General features: G+C 35.2%; 10 protein-coding genes, 3 tRNA genes and 3 rRNA genes. 13 read left to right on the forward strand and 3 right to left on the reverse strand.

Annotated elements, in window-relative coordinates; genetic code table 11:
- Positions 1–35: 35 nt before the first annotated feature.
- Positions 36–779, reverse strand: a complete 744-nt coding sequence (locus AXF11_RS06365) for a TlyA family RNA methyltransferase (RefSeq protein ID WP_068158293.1) — start codon at positions 777–779, stop codon at positions 36–38.
- 307 nt (positions 780–1,086) lie between these two features.
- Here AXF11_RS06365 and glmU point away from each other — a divergent pair, with 307 nt between their 5' ends.
- The 12 genes from glmU (at position 1,087) to AXF11_RS06425 (ending at position 11,803) form a co-directional block, all read left to right on the forward strand.
- Complete coding sequence (gene glmU / locus AXF11_RS06370; RefSeq protein WP_068156043.1) at positions 1,087–2,421, forward strand: bifunctional UDP-N-acetylglucosamine diphosphorylase/glucosamine-1-phosphate N-acetyltransferase GlmU; 1,335 nt, start codon at positions 1,087–1,089, stop codon at positions 2,419–2,421.
- Between the two features lie 28 nt (positions 2,422–2,449).
- On the forward strand, positions 2,450–3,442 hold the full coding sequence (locus AXF11_RS06375; RefSeq protein ID WP_068156046.1) for a ribose-phosphate diphosphokinase: 993 nt from the start codon (positions 2,450–2,452) through the stop codon (positions 3,440–3,442).
- A gap of 3 nt (positions 3,443–3,445) precedes the next feature.
- Positions 3,446–4,072, forward strand: a complete 627-nt coding sequence (locus AXF11_RS06380; protein WP_068156048.1) for an L-threonylcarbamoyladenylate synthase — start codon at positions 3,446–3,448, stop codon at positions 4,070–4,072.
- Positions 4,073–4,109: 37 nt separating this feature from the next.
- A complete protein-coding gene (locus AXF11_RS06385; protein ID WP_068156051.1) occupies positions 4,110–4,586 on the forward strand; it encodes a viral A-type inclusion protein in 477 nt (158 codons plus the stop codon).
- A gap of 41 nt (positions 4,587–4,627) precedes the next feature.
- Entirely contained in the window at positions 4,628–5,770 is a 1,143-nt protein-coding gene (locus tag AXF11_RS06390) for a GspE/PulE family protein (protein WP_068156055.1), read from the forward strand.
- Between the two features lie 77 nt (positions 5,771–5,847).
- Positions 5,848–6,633, forward strand: coding sequence for an SDR family NAD(P)-dependent oxidoreductase (locus AXF11_RS06395; protein WP_068156058.1), 786 nt, complete (start codon positions 5,848–5,850; stop codon positions 6,631–6,633).
- Positions 6,634–6,854: 221 nt separating this feature from the next.
- A 16S ribosomal RNA gene (locus AXF11_RS06400) occupies positions 6,855–8,365 on the forward strand.
- Positions 8,366–8,407: 42 nt separating this feature from the next.
- Positions 8,408–8,484: transfer RNA gene (locus AXF11_RS06405), tRNA-Ile, on the forward strand.
- Positions 8,485–8,494: 10 nt separating this feature from the next.
- A tRNA-Ala gene (locus tag AXF11_RS06410) sits at positions 8,495–8,570 on the forward strand.
- A gap of 66 nt (positions 8,571–8,636) precedes the next feature.
- Positions 8,637–11,541: ribosomal RNA gene (locus tag AXF11_RS06415) — 23S ribosomal RNA — on the forward strand.
- A 57-nt stretch (positions 11,542–11,598) separates the two neighbouring features.
- A 5S ribosomal RNA gene (gene rrf / locus AXF11_RS06420) occupies positions 11,599–11,712 on the forward strand.
- Together the 16S, 23S and 5S rRNA genes with 3 tRNA genes alongside form the textbook arrangement of a ribosomal RNA operon.
- Positions 11,713–11,726: 14 nt before the next feature.
- Positions 11,727–11,803, forward strand: a tRNA-Asn gene (locus AXF11_RS06425).
- A 97-nt stretch (positions 11,804–11,900) separates the two neighbouring features.
- On the opposite strand, the gene AXF11_RS06430 is transcribed toward AXF11_RS06425, so the two are convergent.
- Positions 11,901–12,584 carry an N-glycosylase/DNA lyase gene (locus AXF11_RS06430; protein WP_231724661.1) on the reverse strand — a complete coding sequence of 228 codons (684 nt, stop codon included), beginning with the start codon at positions 12,582–12,584 and terminating at the stop codon, positions 11,901–11,903.
- 15 nt (positions 12,585–12,599) lie between these two features.
- Positions 12,600–13,478: an alpha/beta hydrolase fold domain-containing protein gene (locus tag AXF11_RS06435; RefSeq protein ID WP_068156059.1), complete on the reverse strand. Its 879-nt coding sequence runs from the start codon at positions 13,476–13,478 to the stop codon at positions 12,600–12,602.
- Positions 13,479–13,690: 212 nt separating this feature from the next.
- On the opposite strand from AXF11_RS06435, the gene AXF11_RS06440 reads away from it, so the two are divergent.
- Complete coding sequence (locus AXF11_RS06440; RefSeq protein WP_068156062.1) at positions 13,691–14,449, forward strand: DeoR/GlpR family DNA-binding transcription regulator; 759 nt, start codon at positions 13,691–13,693, stop codon at positions 14,447–14,449.
- Positions 14,450–14,500 lie beyond the last annotated feature (51 nt).

Consider the following 14,500-nt stretch of genomic DNA (forward strand, 5'->3'; position numbering starts at 1 on the left):
TAAATTTTTTATCAAAAAAGTTAAATTTTATAAAGTTAATTAGTATAATTTTTTAAATATATTAAAAATTCTTTATTTCCTTTTGTTCCTTTTATCGGTGAGTCTTCGACCCCGACTAATTTGTAGCCACATTCTTTAGAAAAGGAAATTATTTTTTTTATTGCTTCATCGTGATATTCTTCATTTTCTACAACACCATTTTTTCCAATTTTTTCTCTTCCCACCTCAAACTGTGGTTTTATAAGCATAATAATTTTTCCATCTTGTGAAAGAAACTTTTTAAAATACGGTATGACTTTTGTAAGAGAAATAAATGATACATCAATTACAATAAAATCAACTTTTTTATAATTTAAGTCGCTTTCTTTTAAATCTTTTATGTGCATTTGCTCCATCGAAACGACTTTTTTGTTATTTCTAAGTTTCCAATCCAGTTGATTTTTTCCAACATCCACGCTAAATACTTGTTTTGCACCATTTTGCAGAGAACAGTCAGTAAATCCTCCAGTTGAAGCGCCGATGTCCAAAACGGTTTTCTCATTAAAGTTTAAATTCCATATTTTTATAGCTTTTTCCAATTTTAATCCGCCACGACTTACATATTGAAGTTTATCTTTAATTCTTATGTTTAATTCCTCAGAGTCTTTAAACATTGTTCCGGCTTTTGTTATACTTTGCTCGTTGACGATGACATTTCCTGCCATGATCTCTCTTTTGGCTTTTTCTCTTGTTTCAAAAAAATTTTTTTCTATAAGCAATAAATCCAGTCTTTTCTTCATTTTTATCCCTTTTTTCAAAGATTGTTTTACTAAAAATAAAATATTTGAGACAATAATCATTATTATGATAAAATATTTTCCTTAATTTTATATTTATTTTATATTATTGTAAGATTATTGAAAATTCTGAAAAATTTTGTGTAAAATGAGCACAAAAAATATTTTAAAATTTCTAGCTAATTAAAGCATTATAACATATTTTTATATTTTTTTGAAGTTTTTTGAAAAAATTTGAATTAAATAAAAAAAATTGTTATAATTGAATTAAGAAAAATAATTATATAATATTAGAAATTTAGGAGGAAAAATGTTATCAGTTATTTTGGCAGCTGGAAAAGGAACGCGAATGAAATCTTCAATTCCGAAAGTTTTGCACAAAGTAAACGGTAAACCAATGTTAAAATTGGTTACTGAAGTGATTGAAAATGTAGGAATTACAAAAAATATCTTTATTTTGGGACACAAAAAAGAAGTTGTGCTTAAGGAGATGAACGATATAGAATATGTAACTCAAGAAGAACAGCTTGGAACAGGACACGCAATCTTAATAGCAAAAGATAAAATTGAAAAATACAAGGAAGATGTTTTAATAACTTGTGGTGATACGCCACTATTAAAAGAAGAAACACTAAAAAATTTGAAAAAGGCGTTTGAAGACAAACAATTGGATTGTATCGTTCTTTCGTGTAAAGTAAAAAATCCATTTGGCTATGGAAGAATTATTAAAAAAAATGGAAAAATTACAGATATTGTGGAAGAAAAAGAAGCTACAAGTGAAGAAAAATTAATAGATGAAATAAATACAGGAGTCTATATTTTCAAATATGAAAGTTTAATTTATGCAATTCAAAAAATTGATAATAATAATTCTAAAGGTGAATATTATTTGACAGATGCTATAAAAATCTTGACAAGTGAAAACTATAAGGTGGACAGCTATCAAATAGACGATGAAAGTGAAATATTGGGAGTGAATTCAAAAGTTCAACTTGCACAAGCAAATGAAATTTTAAAAATGAGAAAAAATACTAGCTTAATGAATAGTGGGGTAATCTTGATTGATCCTAAAACAACATATATTGAGCAGGAAGTAAAAATAGACGAAGATACTGTAATTTATCCAAATGTTGTAATTCAGGGAAATACAAAAATTGGGAAAAATTGTGAGATTTTGTCAAATACAAGAATTGAAAACTCTGTTATTGGAGATCATGTGAGAATTGAAAGTTCGGTTATTGAAAGCGCAGTAGTTGAAAATAGTGCGACAATTGGGCCTTTTGCACATTTAAGACCAAAAGCGCACTTAAAAGAAACAGTTCATGTCGGGAATTTTGTTGAAATTAAAAATGCGACGCTTGAAAAAGGAGTAAAATCTGGGCATTTGACTTATATTGGAGATGCACAGGTTGGGGAAGATACAAATATCGGTGCTGGAACAATAACTTGCAATTACGATGGAAAGAATAAACATAAAACAGTGATTGGAAAGGGTTCATTTGTTGGAAGTAATTCAATAATTGTAGCACCAGTGAAAATAGGAAACGAAGCATTTACAGCAGCTGGATCGGTAATTACAGAAGATGTTCCAAATAAAGCTTTGGCATTTGGGAGAGCAAGACAAGTTAACAAAGAAAAAAAATAATTTTATCAGCGAAAGAAGGTAATAAAAAATGATTTCATTATCATCGAAAGACAAAGAAAGAATGAGGATATTTGCAGGTTCTTCAAGTAAAAAATTAGCCGAAAAAATTGCAAATTATTTAGATATGGAACTAGCCTCAATTCAAATAGTAAAATTTGCGGACGGAGAAACATTTGTAAAATCAAATGAAAGTGTGAGAGGTTGTAAAGTATTTGTTGTACAGTCGACTTCAAAACCAGTAAATGAAAGCTTAATGGAACTTTTAATATTTATTGATGCGCTAAAAAGAGCTTCAGCAAAAGAAATTATAGCAGTTATGCCTTATTATGGATACGCAAGGCAAGATAGAAAAGCAAGTCCCAGAGAGCCGATTACATCAAAATTAGTTGCAAATTTATTGACAGTTGCAGGAGCAACAAGAGTTATTACAATGGATTTGCACGCAAGACAAATCCAGGGATTCTTTGATATTCCAGTGGACCATATGGCAGCACTTCCAATTTTAGCAAAACATTTTATAAAATATGGATTTAGTCCAGAAGACACAGTTGTTGTATCACCTGATGTAGGTGGCGTAAAAAGAGCAAGAGGCCTTGCGAATTGGCTGCATACTCCACTTGCAATAATTGATAAAAGAAGAGCAAAAGCAAATGTATCAGAAGTTATGAACATAATTGGGGATGTAAAAGGTAAAAAAGCAATTTTAATCGACGATATGATTGATACAGCTGGAACAATTTGCAATGCAGCTCAAGCATTAATAGATAAAGGAGCGACAGAAGTTTACGGATGTGCGACACATGCAGTGTTTTCAGGGCCTGCTGTTGAAAGGTTAAAAGATTCGGCGTTTACAGAAGTTGTCATAACAGATAGCATAGAATTGCCTGAAGACAAAAAATTTGATAAATTAAGAATACTTACAACGAGTAAAATGTTTGCAGAAACAATAAAAAGAATAGCAACAAGTGAAGCAATCAGTGATTTGTTTGAAATGCCGGCAACATCTACGGAACAAAAATAAATTATGGGAAAAAATAAAAGAAGAAGCGCTACTGTAAAAGAGGCTGTAAGAGTGATAAAAAATGGAGGAGTTGTCATATTCCCAACGGATACAGTCTATGGAATTGGAACTCTTCCGCAAAAAGAATCTGTTGCAAAAATTTACAAAATAAAAAAAAGAGATTATAGTAAAAAAATAATTGCGTTGATAAGTGATATAAAAGTATTAAAAAATTTAGTACAAGAGTCTTGTGAAAATATGTCAAAAATAAATAAAGTATTGGAAAAATACTGGCCTGGAGAGTTGACGGTAATTTTTCGTGCAAATAGAGATTTTACAAAAAAATTTGATGTGCAAATGACAACTATTGGTATAAGAATTCCTAAAAATAAATTGGTTTTGGAATTAATTGAAAAGTCTGGAGGAGTTTTACTTACAACGAGTGCTAATATTTCTGGAAAAAATTCTGTTTCCAAGATTAAAAATTTGGATTTTGAAATACAAGAAAAATCGGATGCAGTAATTTTTGATGAAAAAAATGAAAATTTGACAGGAAAACCATCAACAATTGTGAAATACGAAAACGGGAAATTAACTTTGCTGCGGCAAGGAAATATTTTATTTGAAGAAATAGAAAAAAATTTAGATTAATAAATTGAAAATTAAAATTTTAATAAAAGGAGAATATATGGCAAAAGTAGTGAATCCTAATTCTGTAAGCAATATGGATTTGATAAATCAAAAAGCACAAGCTAAAATGCAGCAATTAGTTCAAAAAATTGGAAAAGGGAAAAGAAGAGTGACAGTAACTTTTTCAAAAATGTCAAGAGGTTATGTTGCAAAAATGATTGAGGAAATGAAAAAAGCAATGGCACAATATGAAAGACAATTACCAAATCTTTTTAGTTTTTTTAATTATTTGGAAAAAGAGGTGAGAATTACAAAAGAAAATAAAAAAGAAAAAACAAAAGATGTAAAATTTTCGTATGAGGAAATAGATTTTTTTAAGTTGCAGCTAAATGAGACAATAAAAGGGATTGACACGCAAGTTGCAACATTAAAATGGTACAATTTAATAAAAAAAGGGTTATTTAAGACGCTAAAAAAGCAGACTGAAACTGTTTTAGAAGAAGTTAAAAACGGAAAAACAATTAAGAAAAAATAAAAAAAGAAACATAATAAAATAAAAGGGTTTGGGGGAACTTTATGGAAAACAAAAATAACATCATTTCAAAAAATGTTATTTCATATGTAAATGAAATTTTAAAGACAGGAATTTTTGAAAATGCAAGTGATATACACATAAAATATGACAACATTGAGGGAATGGAAATAAAATACCGAAAAGATGGTTATCTTACAGAAAATTCAAATTTATACAAAAATATAAACAAAAATTTATTGGAAAAAAATATTGTGGAAATAATTTCCAGAATAAAAATATTGTCGCAAATGAATGTCGCTGAAAAAAGAAAGCCGCAGGATGGAAGTTTTTCAATTTCACTAAAAGATAGAAGATTTGATATAAGAGCAGCGTATATGCCGACTTTTTATGGAGAAAGTATCGTGCTTAGAATTTTGGAAAATTATTTGGATGATGTAAAATTGGAAACGCTTGGATTTCTTGAAGAGAGTATAAAATTAGTAAAAAAAATTCTATCAAGAAAACATGGCCTTATTTTAGTGAGTGGTCCAACTGGTTCTGGAAAATCGACTACACTTCAATCAATGATAAATAAAATCAATGATGGAAAAAGAAAAATAATAACTGTGGAAGATCCCGTGGAAATTAAAATTAATGGAATAGTGCAAGTTCAAATAAACAACGAAATAGGCGTAACTTTTTCAGAAGTTTTAAAGGCAACATTGAGAAATGACCCAGATGTCATAGTTATCTCAGAAATTCGGGACGAAGTGACGGCAGAAATTGCAGTAAGAGCTGCGCTAACTGGTCATTTAGTCATTTCAACAATTCATACAAATGACGCTGTTTCAACAATTGTGAGATTAGTGGATATGGGAATTCCCAAATACTTAATTTTAGATTCTTTGATAGGAGTAGTGGGTCAGAGATTAGTGCAAAAAAAATGTCAAAAATGCGGTGGATTAGGGTGTACGGGATGCAGCAATGGTTATAGTGGACGAATTTCAATAAATGAAGTACTTTTGATAAATGAAAGAGTCAAAGACATTTTAAAAAATAACAATTTAGGAATTGAATGCAAAAATAAGTTAAAAGAATTAAATGATAAATTTGAAAAATGTTTTATAGATTTTTATGAAGATATAAAAAATAAAATTGAAAAAAATTTAATTTTTGAAACAGATAATGTAGATATTTTATTTTAAAAAAATCAATAAAAAATAACCTTGAAATTTATTTTTGAGGTTATTTATTTTTGAGAAAAAATAGTTAAGGGAAATATATGGAAACGGTTTTAATAACAGGAGCAAGTAGCGGAATTGGCTATGAGTTGGCAAAAATTTATGCAAAAAATAATTACAATTTAGTTTTAGTTGCCAGAAGAATTGAAAAATTGAAGCAATTAAAGCGTGAAATAAAAAAAAGTAATTCCAAAATTCAAATAAAAATTATAGAAATGGATCTTTCTGAAAGCAAAGCACCAAAAAAATTGTTTTTTTTATTGGAAAATGACAATATAGAGATAGACATATTAATAAATAATGCGGGAATAGGGGTGTATGGAAATTTTTTAGAATTGTCGCACAAGGAAATGGAAAAGATAGAAAAAATGTTAAATTTAAACATAATAGCAGTTGTAAAACTTACAAAAATATTTTTAAACAAGATGAAGAAACAAAAAAGAGGTACAATTTTAAATGTTGCGTCAACAGCGGCATTTCAACCAGCAGGGCCGTTAATGGCAACTTATTATGCAAGTAAAAGTTTTATGTTATCTTTTAGTGAAGGAATTAGGTATGAATTAAAAAATACAAATATAAAAATTTCCACACTTTGTCCAGGACCAACAATTACGGAATTTGAAAAAATGTCAAAAACAAAGAAATTCACAGATAAAATAAAAATGATGTCAGCTGAAAAAGTTGCAAAAATAGCTTTTAATGGCTTAAAAAAAGGTAAAAAAATCATAATTCCAGGATATTTAAACAAAGTTTCAGTTTTAACGAGTAAAGTATTTCCAAGGGAATTATTGTTAAAAATCATAAAAAAAATTCAACAAAATAAATAAATTTTTAAACAGAAAATAATTAAAATAGAAAAACCATTTATAAAAACGATGTATTTCTATAAAAAAACCAAAAAATAAGAAAAAAGTAGTTGACAAGGAAAAAAATCTTTGATATAATATATTTCGTCGATACAAAAAGTGTCGCAAAAGGACAATGAAAAAGAAGAAGAATTTAAGTGTGATAGATTAAAAAATATGTAAGGTGAAATTTAATATATTGTTGAATGAAGAGTTTGATCCTGGCTCAGGATGAACGCTGACAGAATGCTTAACACATGCAAGTCTATGGGGAAACGGTGCTTGCACCGCGTTAACCATGGCGGACGGGTGAGTAACGCGTAAAGAACTTGCCGGATGGTCCGGGATAACAGTCGGAAACGACTGATAATACCAGATATTATGAGCCTGCCGCATAGCCGGCTCATGAAAAGCAATGCCATCCGAGAGCTTTGCGTCCTATTAGCTTGTTGGTAAGGTAACGGCTTACCAAGGCTATGATAGGTAGCCGGCCTGAGAGGGTGGACGGCCACAAGGGGACTGAGATACGGCCCTTACTCCTACGGGAGGCAGCAGTGGGGAATATTGGACAATGGGGGCAACCCTGATCCAGCAATTCTGTGTGCACGATGAAGGTCTTCGGATCGTAAAGTGCTTTCAGCAGGGACGAAGTCCTGACTGTACCTGCTAAAGAAGCGACGGCTAAATACGTGCCAGCAGCCGCGGTAATACGTATGTCGCAAGCGTTATCCGGAATTATTGGGCATAAAGGGCATCTAGGCGGCTTTGCAAGTCCGAGGTGAAAACTATTGGCTCAACCAATAGCTTGCCTTGGAAACTGCTTTGCTAGAGTATTGGAGAGGTGGACGGAACTGCACGAGTAGAGGTGAAATTCGTAGATATGTGCAGGAATGCCGATGATGAAGATAGTTCACTGGACGATAACTGACGCTCAAGTGCGAAAGCTAGGGGAGCAAACAGGATTAGATACCCTGGTAGTCCTAGCTGTAAACGATGATTACTGGGTGTGGGCATGAAGAGTGTCCGTGCCGAAGTTAATGCGATAAGTAATCCGCCTGGGGAGTACGGCCGCAAGGCTGAAACTCAAAGGAATTGACGGGGACCCGCACAAGCGGTGGAGCATGTGGTTTAATTCGACGCAACGCGAGGAACCTTACCAGATCTTGACATCCTCGGTAGGTGATAGCAATATCACCGTGCCCTCGGGAACCGAGTGACAGGTGGTGCATGGCTGTCGACAGCTCGTGTCGTGAGATGTTGGGTTAAGTCCCGCAACGAGCGCAACCCCTATCGCTAGTTGCCATCATTAAGTTGGGGACTCTAGCGAGACTGCCTGCGAAGAGCAGGAGGAAGGTGGGGATGACGTCAAGTCATCATGCCCCTTATGATCTGGGCTACACACGTGCTACAATGGCTGGTACAGAGAGACGCAATGCAGCAATGCCTAGCTAACCTCTAAAGCCAGTCCAAGTTCGGATTGAAGTCTGCAACTCGACTTCATGAAGTTGGAATCGCTAGTAATCGCAGATCAGCAATGCTGCGGTGAATACGTTCTCGGGTCTTGTACACACCGCCCGTCACACCACGAGAGTTGTCTGCACCTGAAGCTGCCGGTCTAACCTTTCGGAAGAAGGCATCTAAGGTGTGAACAGTGATTGGGGTGAAGTCGTAACAAGGTATCCGTACCGGAAGGTGCGGATGGATCACCTCCTTTCTAAGGAGTTTGTTTATACACTTTCTTCTTCTTTTAGATTTTGGGCGTGTAGCTCAGGTGGTTAGAGCACTGTGCTGATAACGCAGGGGTCGCTGGTTCGAGTCCAGCCATGCCCACCATTCTTTGTATGGGGATATAGCTCAGTTGGGAGAGCGCTGCCCTTGCAAGGCAGAGGTCAGCGGTTCGAACCCGCTTATCTCCACCAATTCAAGGACAATGGGAAATGAATAGTAGGTAAAAGATTACAACAAAATAGTTTATTCTGTTAATAAAAAAAGCTAATTAAGAGCACACGGAGGATGCCTAGGTAATAACAGCCGATGAAGGACGCGATAAGCTGCGATAAGTCAGGTCGAGATGCACATAATCAATGACACCTGAATTTCCGAATGGGGTAACCTGCATACCCAGATGGTATGCGCGAAAGCGGTAAGCCTGTGAACTGAAACATCTAAGTAACAGGAGGAAAAGAAAGTAAAAACGATTCCCTCAGTAGCGGCGAGCGAACGGGGATAAGCCTAAACCGTACCGGTGCCAAGCTGGCAGCGTTGCCGGTACGGGGTCGTGGGATTTCATCCGACTTATGCCATAATGTCTAAGTAGCATAGCAGTAAGAAGAATCAGATGGGAAGCTGAACCATAGAAGGTGATAGTCCTGTATGTCGTATATGCTGTACTATGATTTGAAACTCCCGAGTAGCGTCAAGCACGAGGAATTTGGCGTGAATCTGCGTGGACCATATCACGTAAGGCTAAATACTGTTATTGACCGATAGTGAAGAGTACCGTGAGGGAAAGGTGAAAAGAACCCTGTGCAAGGGAGTGAAATAGAATTTGAAACCGTGTGCTTACAAACGGTAGGAGCACTTTATGTGTGACTGCGTGGATTTTGGTTAATCATCCTGCGAGTTATGATCAGTGGCAAGGTTAATTAATGAAGCCGAAGGGAAACCAAGTCTTAATAGGGCGATTTAGTCGCTGGTCATAGACGCGAAACCTAGTGATCTAGGCCTGTCCAGGCTGAAGCTGAGGTAAGACTCAGTGGAGGGCCGAACTCACCGCCGTTGAAAAGTTGGGAGATGAGATAGGTCTAGGGGTGAAAAGCCAATCGAACTAGGAAATAGCCCGTTCTCTCCGAAATGCATTTAGGTGCAGCCTGAATTTTAGATATGTGGGGGTAGAGCACTGTATGATCTAGGGGGCATATTGCTTACCGAAATCAAGCAAACTACGAATACCATTTATTACTAATTCGGAGTGAGTCCATGGATGATAAGGTCCATGGACAAAAGGGAAACAGCCCAGACCACCAGCTAAGGTCCCTAATTATGTCTAAGTGGGAAAGGAGGTGGATATTCACAGACAACCAGGAGGTTGGCTTAGAAGCAGCCACTCCTTAAAAGAGTGCGTAATAGCTCACTGGTCGAGAGTATCTGCGCCGAAGATGTAACGGGGCTAAAGACATAAACCGAAGCTGTGGAAGCGGCTTTGCCGCTTGGTAGGAGAGCGTTCTGTAGGTCTACGAAGGCTGGCCGTAAGGCCTGCTGGAGACATCAGAAGTGAGAATGCAGGAATGAGTAGCGAGAAGGAGGGCGAGAATCCCTCCGGCCGGAAGTCCAAGGTTTCCGGGGGAAGGTTCGTCCGCCCCGGGGAAGTCGGGACCTAAGCGTAAGCAGAGATGTGATTGCGAATGGTAAATAGGTTAATATTCCTATACCACTGTCAGTCGTCTGAGTGATGGAGTGACGCAGTAAGGTATGTGAGAAGGCTGTCGGAATAGCCTTTCTAAAGGCCTAGCCTGGGCACGCAGGTAAATCCGCGTGCCTATAGGTGAGACCCTACGGGTAAGTGCTTTTGCATAAGTCACAAATCCTACACTGCCTAGAAAAACTTCTAACAAGACTCGTCAGTGCCCGTACCCTAAACCGACACAGGTGGACAGAGTGAGAAACTTAAGGCCGACAGGATAACTCTAGCTAAGGAACTCTGCAAAATAGCCCCGTAACTTCGGGAGAAGGGGTGCCTGATATACCTAAGTGGAGAAACACCTCAAGGGGAAACAGGCCGCAGTGAAGAGTCTCAAGCAACTGTTTACCAAAAACACAGGTCTATGCTAAGCTGTAAGGCGACGTATATGGGCTGACACCTGCCCAGTGCCGGAAGGTTAAGAGGAGGAGTGAGAGCTCCAATTTGAAGCCCCGGTGAACGGCGGCCGTAACTATAACGGTCCTAAGGTAGCGAAATTCCTTGTCGGGTAAGTTCCGACCTGCACGAATGGTGAAATGATTTGAGAGCTGTCTTGGCTGGAGACCTGGTGAAGTTGTAATGTCGGTGAAGATACCGACTACCTGCAGTAGGACGGAAAGACCCCGTGGAGCTTTACTGTAGCTTGGCATTGGGTTTTGACAATGTGTGTATAGGATAGTTGGGAGACTTCGAAGTTAAGGCGTCAGTCTTTTCTGAGTCACTGTTGGAATACCAACCATATGTTGTCGGAATTCTAATCCTTTCCCGGAGACAGTGCTAGGTGGGCAGTTTGACTGGGGCGGTCGCCTCCAAAAGAGTAACGGAGGCGTTCAAAGGTTCCCTCAGGCTGGATGGAAATCAGCCTTCGAGTGCAAACGCATAAGGGAGCTTGACTGCAAGACCGACGGGTCGAGCAGGTACGAAAGTAGGAGTTAGTGATCCGGCGGTCCCTAATGGAAGGGCCGTCGCTCAACGGATAAAAGCTACCCCGGGGATAACAGGCTGATACTTCCCAAGAGTCCATATCGACGGAAGTGTTTGGCACCTCGATGTCGGCTCGTCTCATCCTGGGGCTGGAGAAGGTCCCAAGGGTTGGGCTGTTCGCCCATTAAAGAGGCACGCGAGCTGGGTTCAGAACGTCGTGAGACAGTTCGGTCCCTATCCACTGCAGGCGCTGGAATACTGAAAAGTTCTGTCCTTAGTACGAGAGGACCGGGATGGACAAACCTCTGATGTATCAGTTGTCACGCCAGTGGCACGGCTGAGTAGTCACGTTTGGTTAGGATAATCGCTGAAAGCATCTAAGCGAGAAACCCCCTTTAAGATGAGTATTCCCAGTATCCACATAGACTATGTGGTCGATAGGCTGGAGATGTAAGCGCAGCAATGCGTTCAGTTGACCAGTACTAATATTACTTAAGCTTTTTTTATCTTTTACTCCTACTATTTATTTCTCATTGCCTTTTTTCAATACCCTTTATATTCTGTTTGGTGACTATTGCAACAGGGATACACCCGGTCTACATTTCGAACCCGGAAGTTAAGTCTGTTTACGCCTACGATACTTAGTGTTTACTAGGAAAAATAGGTAATTGCCAAACTTTTTCTTTTTTGCGTCTCCGTAGCTCAGCTGGTTAGAGCATCTGACTGTTAATCAGAGGGCCGTTGGTTCAAGTCCAACCGGGGACGCCACTTTTTTTTAAATAAAAAAATACCAACTCTTAATTCCTTATTTCTAAGTTTAAATATATTTTAGAATCGGTATCTTTGGATTTTGTAATGCCTTTTTTTATTTGAAAACTTCTCCAGCTTCTTTGTACCATAGAACTAAATCTAGTTCGTCCATATTTATTTTACAAAATTTCGAATAATTTCTCATTTTTTCTTCTATTTCGTAATATTTTTTTTCAGTTATCGTTTTTGGAATACTATCAATAACATTTAATTCATTTAAATTTCTTAATATATGTCTATCTAAAATAGCTATGTTTTCTCCAAATCCAAGATTTCTTAGAACATGGCTTGCTTCTTTTAATCCCATTCCCTTTATGTTTTTTAAAATCCATTTTCTTTTTTCAAAAGTGTCATTTATTTCAGATAATATTTTTTTTGGCTGAAGTTTTTCACCTCTTGTCATTAAATTTCTTAGTTCTATTAAGTACTTGGCTTTGTTGTTTTTGAACCTTACAATATTTAAGTAATGTACTATTTCTGTGGCGTTTCCTGTATATAAAAGATTATTTTCAACAAGAGTTGTGATTGCACTCCAGGCGTTTTTTGCCTTGGATTGAGGAGTTAAGATACAAAATGCTATTTCTGCAAAAATTTCTTTTTCTGATTTATTCCACGCCTCTTTATAACCTTTGATTGCCTTTTTTATTTCAGGTTTAATAGTTTTATAAATTTTTAAAATTTTTTCATTTTTTTCTTTGTTTATAGATTTTTCAAAATCATTTTCAGTCGTTTGTTTCAAGGTTCCTCCTAAAATTTATGAATTTAGATAAAAGTTACATATTTCATCAATAGTTTCGTTAGTTTCTTTTAATGGTGCTAAAATCCAGTCGTGACACATATTTTTTCCAACCTTTACTTTGACAGTCGTTCCAGTTGAAGTTTTCAATTTATCATTTAGTTTTAGACAATCTGGATAAAAAATTTCATTTGTGCCAAAAATTAGAAAAATATCTTTTAAATTGTCCATATTTCCATATATCGGCGAAATTAACGGGTCTTGAGTATTCAAATTTCCTGCAAATTGTTTTCCCGTCGTTATTAAACCATTTAATGGTAGAAGCGGGTCTTTCTCTTCAAAATTTTTAATTTCACTATTTGTCATAGAAACGTCAACCCAAGGGGACATCAATACTGTTTTTTTGGGAAAAGGGACGTCATTTCTATTTTTTAGTTGCTGTAAAAAAGATAGTGCTAGTCCTCCACCAGAAGAATCTCCAAATAAAAAAAATTCGTCATTTTTATATTTTGAAGTAATTTTTTTGTATGTTTTTGATAAAATTTTATGTGCTTTTTGAATGTCATTTTCAGGCGCCAAGGGATAGTCAATAAATGTGACTTTTAAATTATACTTTTTTGCCATTTTTTCAATAATAATTTTATGTCCTTTGACGGCTTTCATCACATATGCTCCGCCGTGTAAAAATATAACGTGTTTATTTTTAGTATTATTTTTAAAAATTGTCAGTACTTGAAATCCGTCAATAAATTGTTCTTTTATATTCAGAGTTTTATCAAAAAATTTTTTATTTAAAAAATCAGTATTTCTTTTTGGATTTAAAAAATCTTTTTCTTTATATTTTTTAACATTTACTAATTTTGCAACAGGTACTGCAATATCTGATAATATACTCATTTAAAGTTTTTTTTATATCCTTTCTTAGTTTATAACTTTGTTTATTATAACATTTTTATAAGTTTATTTGTACTAAAAATTATTATTTTTATTTTTTGAAAATTTTATACTTTGAAAAATAAAAGAAGTTTGGTAAAATATTAATATGTAGTTTTATGTTTAATAATGATAATTTTTGTAATAATTAAATTGAAAAAAGAGGGTGTTTTTAAATGCTAAGCAAAAATAAACGATTAGAAGCGATAACGAAAATAGTTGAGAAAAAGGGAACGGTGAGAGTTTCGGAGATAGTTACGAGCTTAAATGTTTCCGATATGACTGTGAGGCGTGATTTTACTGAATTGGAGGAATTGGGAATATTAAAAAGGACACATGGGGGAGCTAAGAGTAAAAATACATTTCAGTATAAGGAGTTGTCGCATGAGGATAAATATGTCTTAAATATAGAAAAAAAGAGAGAAATAGCTCTAAAAGCTGTAAAATTGTTAGGAGAAGGAGATACAATTTTTTTAGGTCCTGGAACAACGGTTGAATTAATGGCAAAAGAAATCAGTCTTAAGTCGCTTAGAGTTTTGACAAATTGTTTACCTATCTTTGAAATTTTGTCTGAAAAAAAAAGTGAGACTTTCAATGTGTTTCTTGTCGGAGGAGAGTTTAGAAAAATAACGAAGTCGTTTGTGGGAGAAATAGCAAATATGACGCTAAAAAATATGAATTTTAATAAAATGTTTTTTAGCTGCAATGCAATAAAAGAAAACGATATCATGACATCTACATTCGAAGAAAGTTACACACAAGAAATAGTTTTAAATAATTCAGAAGAAAAATATTTACTTGCGGATGATTCAAAAATTGAAAAAGTAGATTTTATCAACTTTTACACATTGGATAAATTGACAGGAATCGTAATAAATAATACCGAAAAAGAAATATTAAATAAAATTGAGAAATACGTAAATTTAGTTATTTAACAAAAATTAAAAAAATACAACTGTACCAAAAAACTTAAAAGTTTGGAGGTA

It is taken from the genome of Leptotrichia sp. oral taxon 847, from assembly GCF_001553645.1.
Taxonomy (GTDB): domain Bacteria; phylum Fusobacteriota; class Fusobacteriia; order Fusobacteriales; family Leptotrichiaceae; genus Leptotrichia.

Bases quoted from the DNA above. Each gene is read 5' to 3' on its own strand.
- AXF11_RS06365 (WP_068158293.1), bottom strand. From the start codon at position 779: ATGAAGAAAAGACTGGATTTATTGCTTATAGAAAAAAATTTTTTTGAA.
- glmU (WP_068156043.1), top strand. From the start codon at position 1,087: ATGTTATCAGTTATTTTGGCAGCTGGAAAAGGAACGCGAATGAAATCT.
- AXF11_RS06375 (WP_068156046.1), top strand. From the start codon at position 2,450: ATGATTTCATTATCATCGAAAGACAAAGAAAGAATGAGGATATTTGCA.
- AXF11_RS06380 (WP_068156048.1), top strand. From the start codon at position 3,446: ATGGGAAAAAATAAAAGAAGAAGCGCTACTGTAAAAGAGGCTGTAAGA.
- AXF11_RS06385 (WP_068156051.1), top strand. From the start codon at position 4,110: ATGGCAAAAGTAGTGAATCCTAATTCTGTAAGCAATATGGATTTGATA.
- AXF11_RS06390 (WP_068156055.1), top strand. From the start codon at position 4,628: ATGGAAAACAAAAATAACATCATTTCAAAAAATGTTATTTCATATGTA.
- AXF11_RS06395 (WP_068156058.1), top strand. From the start codon at position 5,848: ATGGAAACGGTTTTAATAACAGGAGCAAGTAGCGGAATTGGCTATGAG.
- AXF11_RS06435 (WP_068156059.1), bottom strand. From the start codon at position 13,478: ATGAGTATATTATCAGATATTGCAGTACCTGTTGCAAAATTAGTAAAT.
- AXF11_RS06440 (WP_068156062.1), top strand. From the start codon at position 13,691: ATGCTAAGCAAAAATAAACGATTAGAAGCGATAACGAAAATAGTTGAG.